The following is a 25,232-nucleotide window of genomic DNA, read 5'->3' on the forward strand; positions in this document are numbered from 1 at the left end:
TCCTCGCCCGCCACCACGCCGCGCGTCACGAACACCAGCCGCGAGGCCGCGAACCGCTCCTCGGCCAACCAGCCCTGCACCAGCTCCAGCACCCGGGCCGTCCGCGCGTGCACCTCGTCGCCCGCCGGTCGGATCACCACCACCGGCGGAACCTCCGCCGGCACCTCCGCCAGCGACTCCACTTCCGCGAACTCCGGAGCAGCCGCGCTCTTCACCGGCACCCAGTCCACCCGGAACAACGCGTCCCGAGCCGCCGCCGACTCCCCGCTCGACACCGGGCGCACGACCAGCGACCCGACGGTCGCCACCGGGCGCCCCTCCGTGTCGGCGATCGCCAGCGACACCCCGCCGCCCGCCGACGGCGTCAGCCGCACCCGGACCGCCGACGCGCCGGAGGCGTGCAGCGCCACGTCCTCCCACGCGAACGGCACGCCGCGCTCGTCGGACCCGGTCAGCGCGAACGCGTGGAGGCAGGCGTCGAACAGCGCCGGGTGCAGGCCGAATCCGCTCCCGTCGGTGCCCTCGGGCAGGGCGACCTCCGCGAAGACCTCGTCCCCGCGCCGCCAGGCCGCGCCGAGCCCCCGGAACGCCGGACCGTACCCGAACCCGGCCTCCGCCAGGCCCTCGTACAGCCCGGTCAGGTCGACCGCCCCGGCACCGGCCGGCGGCCAGACGGACGCCTCGAACGGCGCCGGCGCCGCACCCGTCCCCAGCACACCGGTGGCGTGGAGGGTCCAGTCCGTCCCGTCCGCGTCGTCCGGCCGGGCGTGCACGGTGAGCGCGCGCCGCCCGGATGCGTCCGACTCGCCGACCCACACCTGCACCTGCACGCCGCCCCGCTCGGGCAGGACGAGCGGCGCGGCGAGCGTCAGCTCCTCGACCAGGTCGCAGCCGACCTCGTCCCCGGCGCGCACGGCCAGTTCCATCAGCGCCGTCCCCGGCACCAGCACCGAACCCATGACGACATGGTCCGCCAGCCACCCGTGCGACCCGGCCGACAGCCGGCCGGTGAACAGGTAGCCGTCCGTGTTAACGAGCTCGACGGCCGCGCCCAGCAGCGGGTGCTCGGCGGCACCGAGGCCCGCGAGCCGGACGTCGCCGCGCGCGAGCGTGACAGCCGGCCAGTAGTGCCGGTGCTGGAACGCGTACGTGGGCAGGTCCACGGTGCGGGCACCGGTCCCGGCGAAGAGGGCGGCCCAGTCGACGCGCGCGCCGGTGACGTACAGGCGCGCGAGGGCAGTCAGGACGGCCGCGTCCTCAACCTGGTCCTTCCGGAGGACGGGGGCCAGGACGGCGTCGACGGAGAGGGAGGCGGCCGCGAGCGCGGTGAGGACGCCGTTGGGGCCGAGCTCCAGGAAGCGCGTGACACCTGCGGCTTCCAGCGTGCGGATCCCGCCGGCGAAGCGGACGGCCTCGCGGACGTGGCGCACCCAGTAGTCGGGCGAGCACAGCTGCTCGGGCGTAGCTGTCTCCCCCGTCAGGTTGGAGACCACCGGGATCGAAGGAGCAGCGTAGGTCAGCTCGTTGAGGACGGCGCGGAAGTCCGCCAGCATCGGGTCCATCAGTGGCGAGTGGAACGCGTGCGAGACACGCAGCCTGGCCGTCTTGCGGTCGGCGAAGTGCGCGCGGACCGCCTCGACGGCCTCCTCGCGACCGGAAACGACCACCGACGAAGGACCGTTCACGGCGGCGATCGACACGAACTCACTTAGCAGCGGCAGGACTTCGTCCTCCGTCGCCTGCACCGCCAGCATCGCGCCCCCCGACGGCAGCGCCTGCATCAGCCGGCCGCGCGCGGCCACCAGCTTGCAGGCGTCCGCCAGCGAGAACACCCCGGCCACGTGCGCCGCGGCCACCTCACCGATCGAGTGCCCGGCCACGAACTCCGCCCGCACGCCCAGCGATTCGACCAGCCGGTAGAGCGCCACCTCGACCGCGAACAGGCCCGCCTGGGCGTACTCCGTCCGGTTCAGCAGCTCCTCGTCCGCACCCCACACCACATCGCGCAAGGCCGGATCGAACTCCGCGCACACCGCGTCGAACGCCTCCGCGAACACCGGGAACCGGGCGTACAACTCCCGCCCCATCCCCAGCCGTTGCGAGCCCTGCCCGGAGAACAGGAACGCCGTCCCGGCCTCACCCGTGACGCCCCGGGCCGCCTCGACGCCGTCGACGAGCACCGCCCGGTACGGGAAGGCCGTCCGCCCGGCCAGGGTCAGGCCGACGTCGAGCGCCGACCGCCCGTCGAGGTCCGCGAGCCGCGCCACCTGTGCGTCCAGCGCCGCCTCCGACCTGGCCGACACCACCCAGGGCATCGCCCCGGCTGTGACCACGGCCTCCTGCACGACCTCGGGCTCGCCCTGCTCCAGGATCACGTGCGCGTTGGTCCCGCTGATCCCGAACGACGACACGCCCGCCCGGCGGAGCCGGCCGGCCTGCGGCCAGTCCTGGGCCTCGGCCAGCAGCTCGACCGCGCCCGCCGTCCAGTCGACGTGCGAGGACGGCGTGTCCACGTGCAGCGTGCGCGGCAGGACACCGTTCTGCATCGCCAGCACCATCTTGATCACGCCCGCGACACCGGCCGCCGCTTGGGCGTGCCCGATGTTCGACTTGATCGAGCCCAGCAGCAGCGGCAGTTCGCGGTCCTGACCGTACGTCGCGAGCAGCGCCTGCGCCTCGATCGGGTCGCCCAGCGTCGTCCCGGTGCCGTGCGCCTCCACCGCGTCCACATCACCGAACGACAGCCCGGCACTCGCCAGGGCCTGCCGGATCACCCGCTGCTGCGACGGACCGTTCGGCGCCGTCAGCCCGTTCGACGCACCGTCCTGGTTCACCGCGCTGCCGCGCAGGACCGCCAGCACCCGGTGCCCGTTCCGACGAGCGTCCGACAGGCGCTCCAGCACGACCATGCCGACGCCCTCGCCCCAGCCCACGCCGTCCGCCGCGTCCGCGAACGAACGGCACCGGCCGTCAGCCGAAAGGCCGCCCTGGCGGGAGAACTCCACGAACGTTCCCGGCGTCGACATCACCGTCACACCGCCGGCCAGCGCCAGCGAGCACTCGCCGCCGCGCAGGGCCTGCGCCGCCAGGTGCATCGCCACCAGCGAGGACGAGCACGCCGTGTCCACCGTGACCGCCGGGCCCTCGAAGCCGAAGGTGTAGGACACCCGGCCGGAGGCGATGCTGGGGGCACTGCCGTTGCCCCGGAAGCCCTCGAACTCCTCGCCGTCCAGCAGCGAGCGGTAGTCGGTGTACATGATGCCCGCGAAGACGCCGGTCCGGCTGCCGCGCAGCGTCACCGGGTCGATGCCGGCCCGCTCGAACGCCTCCCACGACGTCTCCAGCAGCAGGCGCTGCTGTGCGTCGGTCGCCAGCGCCTCGCGCGGGCTCATGCCGAAGAACTCGGGGTCGAACTCCCCGGCGTCGTGCAGGAACGCGCCGCGCCGGGTGTACGACGTGCCCGGCACGGACCGGTCCTCGCTGTAGAGCGAGTCGACGTCCCAGCCGCGGTTCGTCGGGAAGTCCGACACCGCGTCCACGCCGTCGGCCACCAGCCGCCACAGGTCCTCGGGTGACTCGACGCCGCCCGGGTAGCGGCAGGCCATGCCGACGATGACCACCGGGTCGTCGGACAACACGGGCAGCACGGGCGGGAGTTCCGCCACCTCCTCGGCGCCGAACAGCCCCGCCAGCACGAAGCCCGCCAGCGCACTCGCCGTCGGGTAGTCGAACACCACCGTGGCCGGCAGCTGGAGACCCGTCACCGACTTCAGCCGGTTGCGCAGCTCGACCGCCGTCAGGGAGTCGAAGCCGAGGTCCTGGAACGCCCGCGACGGGTCGACGACCGACCCGCCCTCGTGGCCCAGCACCACGGCGATCTGGTCGCGCACCAGCTCCAGGACGGCCGCCCGCCGCTCGTCCTCTCCCAGCCCCGAAAGGCGCTGCGCGAGGCCCGCCGAGGCGGCCGAGCCGGCCACCACCGCGCGCCGGACCCGGCCGCGCACCAGGCCGCGCAGCAGGGCGGGCACCGAGTCCTGGGCCCGCAGCGCCGCGAGGTCCAGCCGCACAGGCAGGATCGCGGGCTCGCCGGCGGCGAGCGAGGCGTCGAAGAGCGCGGCGCCCTCGGCGGGGGTGAGCTCCGGCATGCCCGAGCGGGCTATCCGGTGCAGGTCGACGTCGGCGAGTGTGCCGATCATGCCGCCGTCGCGGGTCCACGGGCCCCAGGCCTGCGAGACGGCGAGCAGGCCGAGCGAACGGCGGTGGAGCGCCAGGGCGTCCAGGTAGGCGTTGCCCGCCGCGTAGGCGGCCTGGCCCGGGCCGCCGAAGACACCGGAGACGGACGAGAACAGGACGAAGGCCGCCAACTCGCGGTCCTTCGTGGCCTCGTGCAGGTTCCAGGCGGCGTCCGCCTTCGGGCGCAGGACGGTACTGACGCGCTCGGCGGTCAGGGAGCCGATCACGCCGTCGTCGATCACTCCGGCCGTGTGGACGACCGCGCGGATCTCGTGCCGGGCGAACAGGTCCGCCACCGCCGCCGGATCGGCGACGTCGCACGCCTCCACGACGGCCTCCGCGCCGGCCTCGGCCAGCTCGGCGACCAGCTCGGCCGCACCTTCGGCGTCCGCACCCCGGCGGCTCACCAGCAGCAGCTTCCGCACGCCGTGCTCGACGGCCAGGTGCCGGGCCATGACCCGGCCCAGGCCGCCCGTGCCGCCGGTGATCAGGGCCGTGCCCTCGCCGGCCCACACGACCGGCTCGCCCGCCGATTCGGCGCGCACGAGCCGGGCCGCGAGGACCTCCCCGTCGCGGACGAGCAGTTGCGGCTCGTCCAAGCCCAGGGCAGCGGGCGGCAGTTCCTCCGAACCCGCCAGATCCACCAGGCCGAACCGGCCCGGCTCCTCCGACATCGCGGACCGCACCAGACCCCACGCCGCGGCGCCCGGCAGGTCCTCGCCCGCCACCACGCCGCGCGTCACGAACACCAGCCGCGAGGCCGCGAACCGCTCCTCGGCCAACCAGCCCTGCACCAGCTCCAGCACCCGCGCTGTCCGCGCGTGCACCTCGTCGCCCGCCGGTCGGATCACCACCACCGGCGGAACCTCCGCCGGCACCTCCGCCAACGACTCGACCGCCGCGAACTCCGGAGCAGCCGCGCTCTTCACCAGCACCCAGTCCACCCGGAACAGCCCGTCCCGAGCCGCCGCCGACTCCCCGCTCGATTCCCCGCTCGACACCGTGCGCAGGGCCAGCGACCCCACGGACGCCACCGGCAGGCCGTCGGCGTCGGCGACCGCCACCGCAACGGACTCCTCGCCGGTCCGGGTGACGCGCACGCGCACCGAGGACGCGCCGGAGGCGTGCAGCGACACGTCCTCCCACGAGAACGGCACGACGCCGTGCGGCATCCCGTTGACGGCTGTCACGTGCAGGGCGGCGTCGAGCAGCGCCGGGTGCAGACCGTAACCGGCGCCCTCGGTGCCCTCCGGCAGGGCGACGTCGGCGAAGACCTCGTCCCCGCGCCGCCAGGCCGCCCGCAGGCCCTGGAACACCGGGCCGTACGCGTAGCCGCCGTCGGCCATGCCCTCGTACAGCCCGGTCAGGTCGACCGCCTCGGCGTCGGCCGGCGGCCACACGGACGTGTCGAACGCGGTGCGCGTCTCCCCCTCGGCCAGGACGCCGCTCGCGTGCTGGTCCCAGGCGCGGCCGTCGGCGCCCTCGGGCCGGGAGGCGATGGTGAAGGTGCGGCGGCCGTTCTCGTCGGCCGCGCCGACCCGCAGTTGCAACTGGACGCCCTCACGCTCGGGCAGGACGAGCGGTGCGGCCAGGGTCAGTTCCTCGACGCGGCCGCAGCCGACCTCGTCCCCGGCGCGGACGGCCAGTTCGAGGAACGCGGTGCCGGGCAGCAGGACGTTGCCGCGCACCTCGTGGTCGGCGAGCCAGGGGTGGGACTGCCGGGAGAGCCGGGAGGTGAACAACAGGCCGTCGTCGTCGGAGAGTTCGAGCGAGGCGGCGAGCAGCGGGTGGCCGGCGGTGTCGAGGCCCGCGGCGCCGAGGTCGCCGGCGGTCGCGGGGGCGGTCACGGGCCAGTAGCGACGGTGCTGGAAGGCGTAGGTCGGCAGGTCGACCGGGCGGACGGCAGTGCCGGCGAAGAGCGCGGCCCAGTCAACGGGCGCGCCGGTGACGTGCAGGCGCGCGAGCGCGGTCAGGACGGTCGTCTCCTCGTCCTGGTCCTTGCGGAGGACGGAGGCCGACACGGCATCGTCGGACAGCGAGGAGGCCGCCAGCGCCGTCAGGACGCCGTCGGGGCCGAGCTCCAGGAAGCGGGTGACGCCGGCGGACTCCAACGCGCGCACGCCGTCGGCGAAGCGGACGGCTTCGCGGACGTGGCGCACCCAGTAGTCCGCCGAGCACAGCTGCTCGGGAGTGGTTGTCTCCCCCGTCAGGTTGGAGATGACCGGGATCGAAGGAGCGGCGTACGTCAGCCCGTTGAGGACGGCGCGGAAGTCCGCCAGCATCGGGTCCATCAGTGGCGAGTGGAACGCGTGCGAGACGCGCAGCCGGGTCGTCTTGCGGTCGGCGAAGTGCGCGCGGACCGCCTCGACGGCCTCCTCGCTACCGGAAACGACCACCGACGAAGGCCCGTTCACGGCGGCGATCGACACGAACTCACCCAGCAGCGGCAGGACTTCGTCCTCCGTCGCCTGCACCGCCAGCATCGCACCCCCCGACGGCAGCGCCTGCATCAGCCGACCACGGGCGCTCACCAGCGCGCACGCGTCGGCGAGCGAGAACACCCCGGCCACGTGCGCCGCGGCCACCTCACCGATCGAGTGCCCGGCCACGAACTCCGCCCGCACGCCCAGCGATTCGACCAGCCGGTACAGCGCCACCTCGACCGCGAAGAGCGCCACCTGGGCGAACTCCGTCCGGTTCAGCAGCTCCTCGTCCGCACCCCACACCACATCGCGCAAGGCCGGATCGAACTCCGCGCACACCGCGTCGAACGCCTCCGCGAACACCGGGAACCGGGCGTACAACTCCCGCCCCATCCCCAGCCGCTGGGACCCCTGGCCCGAGAACAGGAACGCCGTCCCACCGCCCCGGACCGCGCCCTCGACGGCCCCGCCCGAGCCCGCCGCCAGCGCGTCGAGCCCGCGCAGCAGCGCGTCCCGGTCCGAACCGACCACCACGGCCCGGTGGTTGAGCATCGACCGACTCGTGGCCAGCGCCGCCGCGACGTCCGCGACCGGCAGGTCCGCCGCGGCCTCGCGCAGCCGGGCGGCCTGGGCGCGCAGCGCGTCCGGCGTGCGGCCGCTCAGCACCCACGGCACGACGGCCGGGACCGGAACCGGGGCAGCCCCCTCCGGCTCCTCCGCCACGACCTCGTCCGCCTGCTCCAGGACCACGTGCGCGTTGGTCCCGCTGATGCCGAACGCCGAGACGCCCGCCCGGCGCGGACGCCCGGTCCGCGGCCAGTCGCGGGCCTGCGTCAGCAGTTCGACGGCGCCCGCCGTCCAGTCCACGTGCGAGGAAGGCTCGTCGACGTGCAGGGTGGCCGGCAGCACCCCGGCGCGCAGCGCCATGACCGTCTTGATGACACCCGCGACGCCGGCCGCCGCCTGGGCGTGGCCGATGTTCGACTTGACGCCGCCGAGGTAGAGCGGCCGGTCTGCGGGGCGGTCCTGCCCGTACGTCGCGAGCAGGGCCTGGGCCTCGATCGGGTCGCCCAGCGTCGTACCCGTGCCGTGGGCCTCGACCGCGTCGACCTGGTCGGGGGTGAGGCGGGCGTTGGCGAGCGCGGCCTGGATGACGCGCTGCTGCGAGGGACCGTTGGGGGCGGTCAGGCGGCTGCTGGCGCCGTCCTGGTTGACGGCGGTGCCCCGGACGACGGCGAGGACCTCATGGCCCAGGCGCCGGGCGTCCGAGAGCCGCTCGACGAGCAGGACGCCGACGCCCTCGGCCCAGGAGGTGCCGTCCGCGGCCTCCGCGAAGGGCTTGCAGCGCCCATCGGGGGCGAGGCCGCGCTGGCGGGAGAACTCGGTGAACAGGCGGGTGGTCGGCATGACGGCGACGCCGCCGGCGACGGCCATCGAGCACTCGCCGGCGCGCAGCGCGCGGACCGCGAGGTGGAGGGCGACGAGGGCGGAGGAGCACGCGGTGTCGACGGTGACGGCCGGGCCCTCCAGCCCGAGGGTGTAGGCGATGCGGCCGGAGAGGACGCTGACGGCTCCGCCGGTGAGGAGGTGGCCCTCGGTCTCCTCGGTCTGGCGGGCGAGGGAGCCGTAGTCGGTGTCGGCACCGCCGATGAACACGCCGGTGTCGCTGCCGCGCAGGGCGGCCGGGGCGATACGGGCGCGTTCGATGGCCTCCCAGGCGGATTCGAGGAGGAGCCGCTGCTGCGGGTCCATGGCGAGGGCCTCGCGGGGGGCGATGCCGAACAGCTCGGCGTCGAAGTCGGCGACGCCGTCGAGGAACCCGCCGTGGCGCACGTAGCTCTTGCCGGGGGTGCCGGGGGTGGGGTCGTAGAGGCCCTGGGTGTCCCATCCACGGTCCTCCGGGAGGTCGCCGATGGCGTCGGCGCCGTCGGCGACGAGCCGCCAGAGGTCCTCCGGGGTGCGGACGCCGCCGGGGTAGCGGCAGGCCATCCCGATGATCGCGATCGGCTCGGCGTCCCTCGCCTCGACGGACTCCAGGCGCTGCCTCGTGCGCCGCAGGTCCGCGGTGACCTTCTTGAGGTAGTCGCGGAGCTTGTCCTCGGAGGTGCTGGCCATGGGTGGGAATCCTCGCAGTTCGGAAGGGTGGTACGGGTCCGTGGGACGGCCCCGGGGCGGACGGCCCCGGGGGGCCGTCCTCAGGCGAGTCCGAGCTCGCGGTCGATCAGATCGAACATCTCGTCGTCCGTGGTGTCGTCGAGCGCGTCGTCCGGCCCGTCGGCGGCCGCGGGCGACTCGGTCGCGTCGCCGTCGAGCCGCCACTGGAGGCTCTTGAGGCGGGCGAGGAGGCGGGTGCGGGAGTCGGCGTCCAGTTCGGTGGTGCCGAGCGCGCTCTCCAGCTCGTCGAGTTCGGCGAAGACGGGCCGGGCGGGCGCCACGGTGCCGGTGGGCGCGCCGACCAGGTCGCGCAGGCGCCCGGCGAGGGCGGTGGGCGACGGGTGGTCGAAGATCGTCGTCGTGGGCAGCCGCAGGCCGAGTTCGGCGTTGAGGCGGTTGCGCAGCTCGACGGCGGTCAGGGAGGACATGCCGAGGTCGAGGAAGCCGCGCTCGGGTTCGACGGCCTGGGGCGAGCCGTGGCCCAGGACGGCGGCGAGGTGTCCGACGACGACGTCCAGCAGCAGCTTCTCCTGCTGGGCGGCGGCGAGGCCGGGCAGCCGGTCCAGGACGCCCCGGTCACCGGTCGCCGTGCTCCCGGCCGGGCCCGCGGCCGTGCGCCGGACGGCGCGGCGGGGCGTGAGCTCGGCGAAGAGCGGCGGAGCCCCTGCCGTGGCGAGGGCGTGCCGGTCGAGCCGGATCGGGGCCAGGTGCGGTCGGTCGACGCCGCTCGCGGCGTCGAGCAGGGCGAGGCCCTGGACGGCCGTGAGCGGCAGCATGCCGGAGCGCGCGAAGCGGGCGATGTCCACGGCGTCCAGCGTGGACGTCATTCCACTCGATTCTCCCCAGTATCCCCACCCGAGGGAGACGGCCGGGCGGCCTTCGGCGCGGCGGCGGTGGGCGAGGGCGTCGAGGAAGGCGTTGGCGGCGGCGTAGTTGGCCTGGCCGGGGCCGCCGGCCGTGGCGGCGAAGGAGGAGAACAGGACGAAGGCGGAGAGGTCGAGGTGACCGGTGGCCTCGTGGAGGTTCCAGCCGGCGTCGACCTTGGGGCGCAGCACCTCGGTGAGCTGGTCGTCCGTCAGGCTTTCGAGCAGTCCGTCGTGCAGGACGCCGGCGGCGTGGACGACGCCGGTGAGCGGGTGCTCGGCGGGGACGGTGGCGAGGAGCGCGTCGAGGGCGGCGCGGTCGGCGGTGTCGCAGGCGGCGACGCGGGCGTCGGCACCGAGGGCCGCGAGGTCGGCGAGGAGTTCGGCGGCGCCGGGGGCGTCGGGGCCTCGGCGGCCGGTGAGCAGGAGGTGGCGCACGCCGTGTTCGGTGACGAGGTGGCGGGCGACGAGGGCGCCGAGGGTGCCGGTGCCGCCGGTGATCAGGACGGTGCCCGCGGGGTTCCAGGACCACGCTCGGCCTCCCCCGGGGGCCAGGGGGCGCAGCCGGGGTGCCGTCACCTCGCCGCCGCGGACGGCCAGGCGCGGCTCGTCGGGGACGGTGAGGGCGGTGGGCAGGGCGGCGTCGGAGGCCGGGTCACCGTCGAGGTCGACGAGGAGGAAACGGCCGGGGTTCTCGGACTGGGCGGAGCGGATGAGTCCGTGGGCCGCCGCCTGGGCGAGGACGGTGGCGTCGGTGGCGGGGGCGGCGGCCTCGGCGCCGTGGGTGAGCAGGGCGAGGCGGGCGTCGGCGAGCCGGGGCTCGCCGAGCCAGGCGCGGGCGAGGCCGTGGGCGGCCCGGACGGCGCGGTGCGCGGCGGTGACGGGGTCGCCGTCGTCGGTGGCGGTGAGGCGGTGGACGACGGTGGCGGGTGCGGGTTCTCCGGCGTCGAGGGCGGCGGTGAGCTCGGCGAGGTCGGCGTGGGCGCGGGCGCCGAGGGCGGCGGCGAGCGCGTCGTCGCCGAGGACAGCCGTGTCCCCGAGGTCAGCGCCGAAGACCGGGATCCACTCGACCGCGTAGAGCGGGTCGGCCGCCGGGGCGAGGTGCTCGGCCGCGATCGGGCGGACGGTGACGGCCTCGGCGGTGAGCACCGGGGCGCCGTCGGCGTCGGCGGCGGTGAGCGCGTGGCTGCCGTCGGCGGCCGGGGTGAGCCGGACGCGGAGCAGGGCGGCGCCGGTGGCGTGGACGGTGACGCCGCGCCAGTCGGCGGGCTGGGCGGGGTCGGTGCCGCCCGGGAGGGCGGCGAGCAGGGACTGGAGCAGCCCGGGGTGGACGCGGAAGCCGGCCGTCTCGGTGCGGTGCTCCTCGGGCAGGGCGACCTCCGCGAACAGCTCGTCGTCGCGCTGCCAGCGTGCGACGACGGTGCGGAAGCGCTCGCCGTACTCGGTGCCGTCCGGCTCGGCGGCCAGCGCGCGGGCACCGGCGGGGGGCCATTCGGTCAGGGCCGCGCCGTCGGCGCCGCCGGTGGTCAGGGTGCCAGTGAGCAGGGTGCCGGTGGCGTGGCGGATCCACGGGGTGTCGTCGGGCGCGCCGGTCGGGCGGGCGTGGACGGTGAGGGCCCGTCGGCCGTCGGCGTCGGCGGGTCCCGCGGTGAGCTGGAGGTCGACGGTGCCGTGGTCGGGCAGGGTCAGCGGGGTGAGCTCGGTGAGCTCGGCGACGGTCGGGCAGCCCGCCTCGTCTCCGGCCCGCACGGCCCAGTCGAGCAGCGCGGTGCCCGGCACGACGGCGGTGCCGCGCACCCGGTGGTCGGCCGTCCACGGGTGCGTCGTGGTGCCGATCCGGCCGGTGAGCAGCACGGTGCCGGCGTCCGCGAGGCGGACGGCGCGGTCCAGCCCGCAGGGTTCGAGGGGCGCGCCGGTGCGGGCGGAGTCCTGGGCGAGCCAGTAGCGGCGGCGCTGGAAGGCGTAGGTGGGCAGGTCGACGTTCCGGCCGCCGGCGAGGGCGGGGCGCCAGTCGATCCGCACGCCGCGCACGTGGGCCTCGGCGAGGGAGGTCAGCAGCCGGGCCGGGCCGCCGTCCTCGCGCCGGACGGTGCCGAGCACGACGGCCTGGGCGCCCGCGTCGGCCGCGTCGGCCGCGGTGTCCTCGACGGCCATGGCGAGCACGGGGTGCGGACTGCATTCGAGGAAGGCGTCGTGGCCCCGGGCGAGCAGGGCGCGGACGGACTCCTCCAGACGGACGGTCCGCCGCAGGTTCCGGTACCAGTAGCCGGCGTCGAGCGGGGTGTCGCCGAGCCAGTCGGCGGTGACGGTGGAGAAGAACGGGATGCGGGCCTCGCGCGTGGTCAGTCCGGCGAGTTCGGTGCTGAGGGTCTCCTCGATCCGCTCGACCTGGGCGGAGTGGGAGGCGTAGTCGACGGGGATGCGCTTGGCCCGGACGCCGTCGCGGGCGCAGCCGGCCAGGAGGTCGTCGAGGGCGGCGGTCTCGCCGGAGACGACGACGCCGGACGGGCCGTTGGCGGCGGCCACCGAGATCCGGCCGCCGTAGGGCTCGATGCGGGCGAGGACGTCGGCATGGGACTGCGGCACCGACACCATGCCGCCGTGGCCGGAGAGGCCGCGGGCGATGGCCTGGCTGCGCAGGGCGACGACCTTCGCGCCGTCCTCCAGGGAGAGCGCGCCGGCCACGCAGGCGGCGGCGATCTCGCCCTGGGAGTGGCCGAGGACGGCGGCGGGGGTGACGCCGTGGGCCTGCCAGCAGGCGGCGAGCGCGATCATGGTGGCCCACAGGGCGGGCTGGGCGACGTCGACGCGGTCGAGTGACGGCGCTTCGGCTTCGCCGCGCAGGACGGCTTCGAGGGACCAGTCCGTCCAGGGGGCGAGGGCCTGTCCGCAGGCGGCGATCCACTCGGCGAACTCCGGTGAGGCGTCGAGCAGTTCGGCGCCCATGCCGGCCCACTGGGAGCCCTGGCCGGGGAAGACGAGGACGACCCGGCGGTCGCGCCCGGCGCCGTGCCGGCCGGTGACGACGCCCGGGGCGGGCGTTCCGTCGGCGAGCGCGGCGAGGCCGGCCCGCAGGTCCCCGGTGCCCGTGCCGACGACGGCGGCGCGGTGCTCCAGCAGGGCGCGGCCGGTGGCGAGGGAGTGGGCGAGGTCGAGCGGCGCGGGGGCGCCGGCGTCGAGGTGGTCGAGCAGCGCGCGGGCCTGGCCGCGCAGGGCCTCGGCGCTGCGGGCGGAGAGCAGCCAGGGCAGGGCGGGGCGCTCGGGCGCGGGGGCGACCTCGGGCTCCTGGTCGGGGGCCTGTTCGAGGATCACGTGGGCGTTGGTGCCGCTGAGGCCGAAGGAGGAGACGCCCGCGCGGCGGGGCCGTCCGGTGGCGGGCCAGTCGCGGGCCTCGGTGAGCAGGTCGACGGCGCCCTGCGTCCAGTCGACGTGGGTGGTGGGCCGGTCGATGTGGAGGCTCTGCGGGAGGGCGGCGTGCCGCAGGGCGAGAACGGTGCGCATGACGCCGGCGACGCCCGCGGCGGCCTGGGTGTGGCCGAGGTTGGACTTCACCGAGCCGACGAGGAGCGGGTGTTCACGCTCCTGGCCGTAGGTGGCGAGGAGCGCCTGGGCCTCGATCGGGTCGCCGAGGCGGGTGCCGGTGCCGTGCGCCTCGACGGCGTCGACCTCGGCGGGCGTCAGGCCGGCGTCGGCCAGGGCGGCCCGGATCACGCGCTGCTGGGACGGACCGTTCGGGGCGCTGAGCCCGTTGCTGGCACCGTCCTGGTTGACGGCCGAGCCGCGCACGACGGCGAGGACGGGGTGCCCGTTGCGCCGCGCGTCCGAGAGCCGCTCGACCAGCAGCACGCCGACGCCCTCGGAGAAGCCGGTGCCGTCGGCGGCGTCGGCGAAGGGCTTGCAGCGGCCGTCGGCGGCCAGGCCGCGCTGACGGGCGAAGTCGACCGGGATCATCGGCGTCGACATCACGGTGACGCCGCCCGCGAGGGCGAGCGTGCACTCGCCGCCGCGCAGCGCGCGGACCGCGAGGTGGAGCGCCACCAGGGACGACGAGCAGGCGGTGTCGACGGTGACCGCCGGGCCCTCCAGGCCGAGGGTGTAGGCGACGCGGCCGGAGATCACGCTCGCGGCGTTGCCGGTGCTGACGTACGGCGCGGCCTCGTCGGGGATGCGTGCGACCCGGTCGAGGTAGTCGCTGGAGGACAGGCCGGCGAAGACGCCGGTGCGGCTGCCGCGCAGCGTGCCGGGGTCGATGCCGGCGCGTTCCAGGGCCTCCCACGAGGTCTCCAGGAGGAGCCGCTGCTGCGGGTCCATCGCGAGGGCCTCGTTGGGGCTGACGCCGAAGAAGGCGGCGTCGAAGCCGGCGGCGTCAGCGAGGAAGCCGCCCTCGCGGGTGCGGGAGGAGTCGGGGTGGTCGGGGATGCCGTCGTAGAGGCGGTCGAGGTCCCAGCCGCGGTCGGCGGGGAAGGGGGCGATGGCGTCGGTGCCGGCGGACAGCAGGGTCCACAGGTCGTCGGGGGTCGCGACGCCGCCGGGGAAGCGGCAGGCCATGCCGACGATCGCGATCGGCTCGTCGGTGGCCTGGAGGGCCGCACCGGCCGTGGTCGCCCCGCCGGTGCCGGTGAGGCCGTCGGCCAGGTGCCCGGCGAGGGCCCCCGGGGTGGGGTGGTCGAACACGAGGGTCGCGGGCAGCCGCAGGCCGGTCGCAGTGTTGAGGCGGTTGCGCAGTTCCACGGCGGTCAGGGAGTCGAGGCCGAGGTCGCGGAACGGCCGCGTGGCGTGGACCTGGTCCACCGAGGAGTGGCCGAGGACGGCCGCGGTGCAGCCGCTCACCAGGTCGAGCAGCGCCGCGGCGCGGTCGGCCGCGGTGAGCCCGGCGAGGCGGGCGCGCAGCCCGTCGGCGGCCTGGGCTCCCTGCGCGGTGCGGCGCGCCGGGGTGCGGACCAGGGAGCGCAGCAGGGCGGGGAGTTCGGCCGCGCCGCGCGAGCGCAGGGCGGCGGTGTCGAGGCGGACGGGGACCAGGAAGGCGCGGTGGTCGGCGAGGGCGGCGTCGAACAGGGCGAGGCCGTCCGGGGTGCTGAGGGTGAGCGCGCCGGACTGCTCGGCGCGGGCCCGGTCGGTGGCACCGAGGTGGGCGGTCATGGTGCTGGCCTGGGCCCACAGGCCCCAGGCGAGGGCGGTGGTGGGCAGGCCGGCGACGCGGCGGTGCTGGGCGAGGGCGTCGAGCCAGGCGTTGGCGGCGGCGTAGTTGCCCTGGCCGGGTGAGCCGAAGACGCCGGCGGCGGAGGAGAACAGGACGAGGTCGGCGAGGTCGAGGCCTTGGGTGAGCTCGTGCAGGTGGCGGGCGGCGTCGGCCTTGGGGCGCAGCACGGCGGCGAGCCGCTCGGCCGTCAGGCCTTCGACGACGCCGTCGTCGAGGACGCCGGCCGCGTGGACGACGGCGGTGAGCGGGTGCTCGGCGGGCACGGCGGCCAGCAGGGCGACCAGGGCGTCGCGGTCGGCAGTGTCGCAGGCGGCGACGGTGACCTCGGCGCCGAGGGCGGTCAGCTCCTCGACGAGGGCCGCCGCGCCGGGGGCGTCGGGGCCGCTGCGGCCGGCGAGCAGCAGGTGCCGCACGCCGCGCGCCGTGACCAGGTGGCGGGCGAGTTCGGCGCCGAGGGTGCCGGTGCCACCGGTGATCAGGACGCTGCCGTCGGCGTCCCAGGGGCGCGGGACGGTGAGCACGATCTTGCCGGTGTGCCGGGCCTGGGCCATGTACCGGAAGGCCTCGCGGGCGCGGGTGACGTCCCAGCAGGTGAGCGGGAGGGGGCGGAGCGCGCCCTGTTCGAACAGCTCGACCAGGTCGGCGAGCATCTGGCCGATCCGCTCGGGCCCGGCCTCCTGCAGGACGAAGGCTTGGTAGCGGGCGCCGTCGTGGGCGGCGGCGACCTCGGCGGGGTCGCGGACGTCGGTGCGGCCCATCTCGATCAGCCGTCCGCCGGGTCCGAGGAGGCGCAGCGAGGCGTCGACGTACTCCCCCGCGAGGGAGTTGAGGACGACGTCCACGCCCTCGCCGCCGGTGGCGGTGCGGAAGCGCTCCTCGAAGTCGAGGGTGCGGGAGCAGGCGATGGCGGTGTCGGGCAGGCCGTCCGCGCGCAGCAGGTGCTGCTTGGCCTCGCTCGCGGTGCCGTAGACCTCGGCGCCCCAGAGTCGGCCGAGCTGGGTGGCGGCCATGCCGACGCCGCCGGTCGCGGCGTGGACGAGGAGGCGTTCGCCGGCCTGGAGGTCCGCGAGGTCGCGCAGGGCGTAGTAGGCGGTGAGGAAGACGACGGGGGCCGAGGCGGCCTGGGCGAAGGTCCAGCCCTGCGGGACGCGGGCGAGCAGGCGGTGATCGGTGACGGCGAGCGGGCCGAACCCGCCCGGGACCATGCCCATCACACGGTCGCCGACGGCGAGTCCGGTGACGCCGGGGCCGAGTTCGCGCACGACGCCGGCCGCCTCGGAGCCGAGGAAGCGGGCGCCGCCCGGGTACATGTCGAGGGCGTTGAGGACGTCGCGGAAGTTGAGGCCGGCGGCGCGGATCTCGATGCGGACCTCGCCCTCGGCGAGCGGCGCGGCCGCGTCGGGGCTCGGCAGGAGTTCGAGGTTGTCGACGGTGCCCTTGGTGCGGATGTCGAGGCGCCACGGGCCGTCGGGCACGGGCAGCGGCTCGGCGGTGTGGGCGCGGGCCAGGCGGGGGGCGTGGGCGGTGCCGTGGCGCAGGGCGAGCCGGGGTTCCCCGGTGGCGAGCGCGGCGGGCAGCGCGCGCCAGGAGGCCGGGTCGTCGTCCAGGTCGGCGAGGACGATGCGGCCGGGGTGCTCGCTCTGGGCGGAGCGGACCAGGCCGTGGACGGCGGCGGCGGGCAGGTCGTGGACGTCTTCGGCGGGGTCGGCGGCGACGGCGCGGCGGGTGGTCACGAGCAGGGTGGCGTCGGGGCGGTCGTCGGCGAGCCACGTCCGGAGGACGACGAGGGCGTGGTCGAGGGCCGTGAGCGGGTCCTCGCCGGTCAGCTCGACGAGGGTGACGTCCCCGTCGGCACCGAGGGTGACCCCGGCCTCGGCGAGGGTCGCCGCGTGGACAGGCCACTCTCCGAGGACGGCCCATCGGGCCGGGACGGCCTCGGGGACGGTCAGGGCCGGCCAGTCCAGGTGGAAGAGCGCCTCACGCGCCACCCGGGCGTCCGGGTCGAAGGCGCCCTCGGCGAGCGGGCGCACGGCCAGCGCCTCGATGGCGGCCACCGGGCGGCCGGTCGGGTCGGCCATCGCGACGGACACCGTGTCGGGCCCGGCCGGGGTGAGCGTCACCCGCAGCGCGGTGGCCCCGGCGGCGTGGAGCGTGACGCCGGTCCAGGCGAACGGCAGCCCGGGGCGGCCCGCCAGCGGGCCGAGCCCGGCCGGGTGCAGGGCGGCGTCGAGGAGGGCGGGGTGCAGGCCGTAGCGGGCGGCGTCGGTGCGGGCCGGCGCGGGCAGCTCGACCTCGGCGTGGACGGCGGCGCCGAGGCGCCAGGCCGCGCGGACGCCCTGGAACACCGGGCCGTAGCCGTAGCCCTGCTCGCGCAGACCCGGGTAGAAGCCGCCGACGTCGATCGGCTCGGCGCCGGCGGGCGGCCAGGCGGCGGACGCCGGCGCGGGCTCGGCCCCGGCGGGGGCGACGGCGCCGTCGGCGTGCCGGGTCCAGCCCTCGGGCGCGTCCGCGTCGGCCGGGCGGGTGTGCAGGGCGACCGGGCGCCGGCCCGTGTCGTCCGGGGCGCCGACCTCGATCTGCACCTGGAGCGCTCCGCGCTCGGGCAGCAGGACGGGCGCGTGCAGGGTCAGTTCCTCGATGCGTCCGCAGCCGAGCTCGTCGCCGGCCCGGACGACCGCCTCGACCAGCGCGGCGCCGGGCACCACGACGGTGCCCGCGACGGCGTGGTCGGCGAGCCACGGGTGGGTGTGCAGCGACCAGCGGGCGGTGGCCACCAGCCCGCCGCCCTGGGCGAGTTCGACGGCGGCGCCGAGCAGCGGGTGCTCCGGCGCGGCCAGCCCCGCCGTGGTGACGTCGCCACCCGTCCCGCCCGGGCGCGGCCAGTACCGCTGCCGCTGGAACGGGTACGTCGGCAGCTCGGTGGCGCGCGCGCCGGTGCCGGCGAACAGGAGGTCCCACTCCACCCGGGCGCCGTGGTTGCGCGCGTCGGCGAGGGCGAGCAGGAAGCGGCCGGGGCCGCCCTCGTCGCGGCGCAGCGTGCCGAGGGCGGCGGCGGGCAGGCCGCTGTCCTCGATCGTCTCCTGGACACCGGTGGTCACCACGGGGTGCGGGCTGACCTCGACGAACACCCGGCGGCCGGCGGCCAGCAGGGTGCGGGTGGCCTGCTCGAACTCCACGGTGTGGCGCAGGTTGCGGTACCAGTAGGCGGCGTCCAGCCCGGCGGTGTCGATCACGGCGCCGGTGACGGTCGAGCAGAACGGGACATCGGCGCTGCGCGGGGCGATCGGCGCGAGAAGGTCGAGCAGTTCGTGCTCGATGCGCTCGACGTGCGCGGAGTGCGAGGCGTAGTCGACGGGGATGCGGCGGGCCCGCACGCCGGTCCGCTCGCAGTCGGCGATCAGCTCCTCCAGGGCCTCGGGGTCGCCCGAGACCACCACCGAGCCGGGGCCGTTGACGGCGGCGACGGAGACGCGGTCGTCCCAGCGGGCGAGGCGCTCGCGGACGGCGGCGACCGGCTCGGCCACCGAGACCATGCCGCCGAGGCCCGCGAGCCGCCGGATCGCCCGGCTGCGCAGGGCGACGACGCGGGCGGCGTCGTCCAGCGACAGGGCGCCCGCCACGCAGGCGGCGGCGATCTCGCCCTGCGAGTGGCCGAGCACGGCGGCCGGTTCGACGCCGTGCGCGCGCCACAGTTCGGCCAGCGACACCATGACGGCGAACAGCACGGGCTGCACGACGTCGACCCGGTCGAAGCCGGGCGCACCGGGCTCGCCACGCAGGACGTCGGTCGCCGACCAGTCGGTGTAGGGCTCCAGCGCGGCCGCGCACTCGGCGAAGCGCTGCGCGAACACCGGCGCGGTGTCGAGGAGTTCGACCGCCATTCCGGCCCACTGGGAGCCCTGGCCGGGGAACACGAAGACGGGAGCGCACTCCCCCGCGGCCTGGCCCTCCAGGACGGCGGGGGTGGCGCGGCCTTCGGCGAGCGCGTCCAGGCCGTCCAGGAGCCCGGCCCGGTCGGGCGCGACGACGGCGGCCCGGTGCTCCAGGGCGGCGCGGGTCGTGACGAGCGAGCGGGCGACGTCGTGGAGGGCCGGCTCGGCCGCCCGGACGTGGGCGGCGAGGCGGCGGGCCTGCTCGCGCACGGCCTCGGGGGTCCGGGCGGACAGCAGCCAGGGCAGCGGGCGGTCGGCGGCCGGGCGCTCGGGCAGCGGCTCGGGCGCGGGGGCCGCTTCGAGGATCACATGGGCGTTGGTGCCGCTGACGCCGAACGAGGACACGCCGGCGCGCGGCGGCCGTCCGGTCTCGGGCCAGGACCGGGCCTCGCTCAGCAGCTCGACGGCGCCGGCGGTCCAGTCGACCTGCGCGGTCGGCTCGTCGATGTGCAGGGACTTCGGGAGCTCGCCGTGCTGCATCGCGAGCACGGTCTTCATCACGCCGGCGACCCCGGCGGCGGCCTGGGTGTGGCCGAGGTTGGACTTCACCGAGCCGAGGAGCAGCGGGAGTTCGCGGTCCTGGCCGTAGGCGGCGAGGAGCGCCTGGGCCTCGATCGGGTCGCCGAGGCGGGTACCGGTGCCGTGCGCCTCGACGGCGTCGACCTCGGCGGGCGTCAGGCCGGCGTCGGCCAGGGCGGCCCGGATCACCCGCTGCTGGGACGGGCCGTTGGGCGCCGTCAGCCCGTTGGAGGCGCCGTCCTGGTTGACGGCGGAGCCGCGCACGACGGCGAGGACGGGGTGCCCGTTGCGCCGCGCGTCGGAGAGCCGCTCGACGAGCAGCACGCCGACGCCCTCGGCCCAGCCCGTCCCGTCCGCGGCGGCGGCGAACGGCTTGCAGCGGCCGTCGGGGGCCAGGCCGCGCTGGCGCGAGAACTCGACGAACACCTGCGGCGTGGACATCACCGTCACGCCGCCCGCGAGCGCCAGCGAGCACTCGCCGCGGCGCAGCGCCTGGGCGGCCAGGTGCAGGGCGACCAGCGAGGAGGAGCACGCCGTGTCGACGGTGACGGCCGGGCCCTCCAGACCGAGGGTGTAGGCGACGCGGCCGGAGATCACGCTCGCGGCGTTGCCCGTCATCACGTGCCCGGCCACGCCCTCCCGGGCCGGGTCCAGCAGCAGGTGGTAGTCCTGGAAGTTGGAGCCGACGAACACGCCCGTCCGCGAGCCGTGCAGCGCCCCGGGGTCGATGCCGGAGCGCTCGACGGCCTCCCAGACCGTCTCCAGCAGGAGCCGCTGCTGCGGGTCCATCGCGAGGGCCTCGCGCGGGGAGATCCCGAAGAAGGCGGCGTCGAAGTCGGCCGGGGCGGTGAGGAACGCGCCCTCGGCGACGTAGCTGGTGCCCTCGTGGTCAGGATCCGGGTGGTGCAGGCGGTCGGTGTCCCAGCCCCGGTCGGCCGGGAACGGGCCCACCGCGTCGCGGCCCTCGGCGAGCAGTCGCCAGAGGTCCTCCGGAGACTCGATGCCGCCGGGGAAGCGGCAGGCCATCGCGACGATCGCGATCGGCTCGTCGGCGGCGACGGCTGGGGCGGTGAAGGTCTCGCCCGCGGCCGTGCCGGCCAGCTCGGCGCGCAGGTGCGCGGCGACGGCGGCCGGAGTCGGCTGGTCGAACAGCAGCGTGGCGGGCAGGCGCAGACCGGTCGCGGCGGTGAGGCGGTTGCGCAGCTCGACGGCGGTCAGCGAGTCGAAGCCGAGGTCCCGGAACGCCCGGGCGGCGTCGACGGTCGCGGTGGAGGCGTGCCCGAGGACGGCGGCGGCCTCGGTGCGGACGAGCTCCAGCAGCAGGTGTTCCTGCTCGTCCGCACTGCGGCCGCGCAGCTGATCGGCCAGCGGGGATTCGGCGGTCGTCGTGGCGACGCCCTGGTGGACCGCGCGACGCACCTCGGGCAGGTCCGCGATCAGCGCGCTCGGACGGGCGGCGGTGAGCACGGGGGCGAGCGCGCTCCAGTCCACGTCCGCCACGGTGAGGCCGGAGGCGTCCGCGAGCAGGGCCCGACGCAGCGCGGCGACCGCCCGCTCCGGGTCCATCGGGGCGAGCCCGCTGCGCCGCATCCGCCCGGTGAGGCCCGGGTGGTCCCCCGCCATGCCGCCCCCGGCCCAGGGGCCCCAGGCGACGGCGGTGGCGGGCAGCCCGGCGGCGCGGCGGTGCTCGGCGAGGGCGTCGAGGTAGGCGTTCGCGGCGGCGTAGTTGGCCTGGCCGGGGTTGCCGAGGACGCCGGTGATCGAGGAGAACAGGACGAACAGGGCGAGGTCGTGCCCAGCCGTCAGCTCGTGGAGGTTGCGGGCGGCGACGGCCTTGGCGCGGAGCACGGCGTCGAAGCGGTCGGCCGTGAGGCTCTCCAGCACGCCGTCGTCGAGGACACCGGCGGCGTGGACGATGCCGGTCACCGGGTGTTCGGCCAGCAGGGCGGCGAGCGCGTCGCGGTCGGCGACGTCGCACGCGGCGACGGTGACGCGGGCCCCGAGGGCGGCCAGCTCGTCGCTCAGCTCCCGCGCGCCGGGGGCCTCGGGGCCGCGGCGGCCGACGAGCAGCAGGTGCTCGGCACCGGCGGACGCCAGCCAGCGGGCGACGTGGGCACCGAGGGCGCCGGTGCCGCCGGTGACGAGGACGGTGCCCCGGGGGGCGGTCCAGCCGCCGGGGGTGACGGCCGCCGCGCCCCCGTCCGTACCGGTCGCGGCCGCGCGGGTCGACTCCGCCGGCAGGTGGCGGCGGGTCAGGCGGCGGGCGTAGGCGCCGGAGCCGCGCAGGGCGAGCTGGTCCTCGGCGGTCTGGGCGAGGAGGCCGGCCAGGCGGACGGCGGTGCGGGCGTCGGGGGTGGCGGGCAGGTCGATCAGCCCGCCCCAGCGCTGCGGGTGCTCCAGTGCGGCCACCCGGCCGAGGCCCCACAGCTGCGCCTGCTCCGGCTCACGCACCCGGTCGGCGCCCTCGGCGGCGACGGCGCCCCGGGTGAGGCACCAGAGCCTAGCCGGACCGCCGGCGGCCTCCAGGGTGCGCAGCAGCTCGACGGTCGCGGGCAGGTAGCGGGGCACGAGGTGGTGGTCGGGGTGCGGGCGGCCGTCGGCGGCGAGGAAGGACAGGACGCCGGCGAGCGGCTCGCCGGAGCCGTCCGCGAGCAGGGCGTCCACGTCCTCGACCCCCGCCAGGCGCTCGATCCGCAGGCCCCGGTCGGCCAGGGCGTCGAGGACCGCGGCGGGCCAGTCGTCCGCCGTGGCCGCCGCGCCTTCCGGCCCGACGGCGAGCCAACGGCCGGACGGGACGGTGTCGGTGAGGCCGCGCACGGGCGCCCAGGCCGTCCCGTAGGTCCAGCCGTCGAGCGTGCCCAGCAGGCGCCGCTGCCCGCGCCAGGAGGCCAGGACCGGCAGCAGACGGTCCAGCGAGGCCTCGGCGGCCTCCTCCGCTATCCCGAGGACCGCCGACGCCTCCCGCAGGTCGCCGGCCTCGACGGCGGTCCAGAACGCGTCCTCGACCGGGTCGGCCGCGGGCGCGCCCGTGTCGCGGTGCTGGAGCTCGGGCAGCCAGTAGCGCTGCCGCTGGAACGCGTACGTCGGCAGGTCGACGCGGCGGCCGCCGGACCCGGCGAGCACCGCCGCCCAGTCCGGCTCCGCGCCGCGCACGTGCAGGCGGGCGAGGGCCGCCAGGACGGCCGGCTCCTCGGGACGGTCCTTGCGGAGCGCGGCGGCCAGGGCGGCATCGGCGGGCAGCGACTCGGCCGCCATGGCGGTGAGCACGCCGTCGGGGCCGAGTTCGAGGAAGCGGGTGACTCCGGCCTCGTGCAGGGTGCGGACGCCGTCGCTGAAGCGGACGGCCTCGCGGACGTGGCGCACCCAGTAGTCGGGCGACGTCGGGCCGTCCGCCAGGTCGCCGGTCAGGTTGGAGACCAGCGGGATCGAAGGAGCAGCGTACGTCAGCCCGTTGAGGACGGCGCGGAAGTCCGCCAGCATCGGGTCCATCAGCGGCGAGTGGAACGCGTGCGAGACGCGCAGCCGGGTCGTCTTGCGGTCGGCGAAGTGCGCGCGGACCGCCTCGACGGCCTCCTCCGTGCCGGAGACGACGACGGAGGTCGGGCCGTTGACGGCGGCGATCGACACGAACTCGCTCAGCAGCGGGAGGACTTCGTCCTCCGTCGCCTGCACGGCGAGCATCGCGCCGCCCTCGGGAAGTGCCTGCATCAGACGGCCGCGAGCACTGACCAGCGTGCAGGCGTCCGCCAGCGAGAACACCCCGGCCACGTGCGCGGCGGCCACCTCGCCGATCGAGTGCCCGGCCACGAACTCCGCCCGCACGCCGAACGATTCGAGCAGCCGGTAGAGCGCCACCTCGACCGCGAACAGCCCGGCCTGGGCGTACTCCGTCCGGTTCAGCAGCTCCTCGTCCGAGCCCCGGACGACCTCCCGAAGCGGCAGATCCACCGCCGCGCACACCTCGTCGAAGGCCCGAGCGAACACCGGGAACCGGTCGTACAACTCCCGCCCCATACCCAGCCGCTGCGAGCCCTGCCCGGAGAACAGGAACGCCGTCGCCCCCTTCTCCGCCGCGCCCGTCACGAGGCCTGCTCCCCCGCCTCCGGCCGCGAGGGCGTCCAGGGCGCGCAGACGCTCCTCCGGGTCGGCCGAGACGACGACCGCCCGGTGCGCCATGGCCGTCCGGCCGGTGGCCAGGGAGTACGCGACGTCGGCCGGGTCGAGCGGTCCGCGCGTCCGGAGGTGGGCGGCCAGGCGTCCGGCCTGGGCCCGCAGGGCCGTCTCGTCGTGCGCCGACAGCACCCACGGCAACACCGCCCCGGGCGTCACGTCGGGCTCGACGTCCTCGCCGGGCTCCGCCGGCGCAGCCTCCAGCACGACGTGCGCGTTGGTGCCGCTGACGCCGAAGGAGGACACGGCGGCCCGCCGGGGCCACGCGTTGACGGGCCATTCCCGGGCCTCACCCAGGAGTTCGGCGGCGCCGGCGGTCCAGTCGACGTGCGGGGTCGGGGCGTCGAGGTGCAGGGTGTGCGGCAGCAGGCCGTGCCGCATCGCGAGCACCGTCTTGATCACCCCGGCCACGCCGGAGGCCGCCTGGGTGTGACCGGTGTTGGACTTCAACGCGCCGATGAGCACCGGCCGTTCGCGGTCCTGCCCGTACGTCGCGAGGAGCGCCTGCGCCTCGATCGGGTCGCCGAGTCGGGTGCCGGTGCCGTGCGCCTCGACGACGTCCACCTCGGCGGGCGTCAGACCGGCGTCGGCCAGGGCGGCCCGGATCACCCGCTGCTGCGACGGGCCGTTGGGCGCCGTCAGCCCGTTGGAGGCGCCGTCCTGGTTGACGGCGGAGCCGCGCACGACGGCCAGCACCGGGTGGCCGAGGCGCTGCGCGTCGGAGAGCCGCTCGACCAGGAGGACGGCCGCGCCCTCGCTCCACGCGGTGCCGTCGGCGGCCGCCGCGAAGGGCTTGCACCGGCCGTCGGCGGCGAGGCCACCCTGCCGGGAGAACTCGGTGAACATCTGCGGGCTGGACATCACCGTCACGCCGCCCGCGAGCGCCAGCGAGCACTCACCGCGGCGCAGCGACTGCACGGCGAGGTGCAGGGCGACGAGGGAGGAGGAGCACGCGGTGTCGACCGTGATGGCCGGGCCCTCCAGGCCGAGGACGTAGGAGATGCGGCCGGAGGCGACGCTGACGGTGTTGCCGGTCAGCAGGTGTCCGGCGGCGGTCTCGGCGACCTGGCCGCCGGCGGTGGCGGCGCTGTCGTAACCGCCGTGCCCGGCGCCGACGAACACGCCGGTCGGGGTGCCGGTCAGCGTCCCGGGGTCGATGCCGGCCCGTTCGACGGCCTCCCAGGCGGTCTCCAGGAGGATCCGCTGCTGGGGGTCCATGGCGAGGGCCTCGCGCGGGGAGATGCCGAAGAACCCGGCGTCGAACTCGCCCGCGTCGTGCAGGAATCCGCTCTCGCGGGAGGTGACGGCGCCCTCGGGCAGGTCCCAGCCGCGGTCGGCGGGGAAGGCGGAGACGGCGTCGACGCCGTCGTGCACCAGGTCCCAGAGCTCCTCCGGGGAGGCGACCCCGCCCGGCAGCCGGCAGGCCATGCCGACCACGGCGATCGGCTCCCGGTGCTGCTCGGTTGCCTCGCGGAGCTGCTCGCGGGTCTCGTGGAGGTCCGCGATCGCCCGCTTCAGGTAGTCGCGGAGCTTGTCTTCGTTCGACATCGGGACGTCAACCTCTCCGGGGGGCTGCCAGGGAACACCGTGCGGGAAGGACCCTGCCGGACGCCCGGTCCGGCGCCGCGCGCGAACTCCTGACGTCCGGTCCGACCCGTCGCCCGCCCAGTCTCGCCACAGACGGCCCCGGTTTTCCCTAGAGCACGAAGCACGGACGGGCGTGCCGGGCACCTCCGGG

At 76.5% G+C, this 25,232-nt stretch carries 2 protein-coding genes; both read right to left on the minus strand.

Going from position 1 to position 25,232, the window contains the following annotated elements; all coding sequences use genetic code 11:
* Window positions 1-8,771 (minus strand): SDR family NAD(P)-dependent oxidoreductase (locus tag ACIRYZ_RS41225; RefSeq protein WP_402953787.1); only part of this gene is annotated, 8,771 nt, incomplete at its 3' end.
* Window positions 8,772-8,851: 80 nt separating this feature from the next.
* On the minus strand, window positions 8,852-25,042 hold the full coding sequence (locus tag ACIRYZ_RS41230) for a type I polyketide synthase (protein WP_402953788.1): 16,191 nt from the start codon (window positions 25,040-25,042) through the stop codon (window positions 8,852-8,854).
* Window positions 25,043-25,232 lie beyond the last annotated feature (190 nt).

Origin of the sequence: Kitasatospora sp. NPDC101155 (assembly GCF_044768305.1) — a bacterium.
Taxonomy (GTDB): Bacteria; Actinomycetota; Actinomycetes; order Streptomycetales; family Streptomycetaceae; genus Kitasatospora.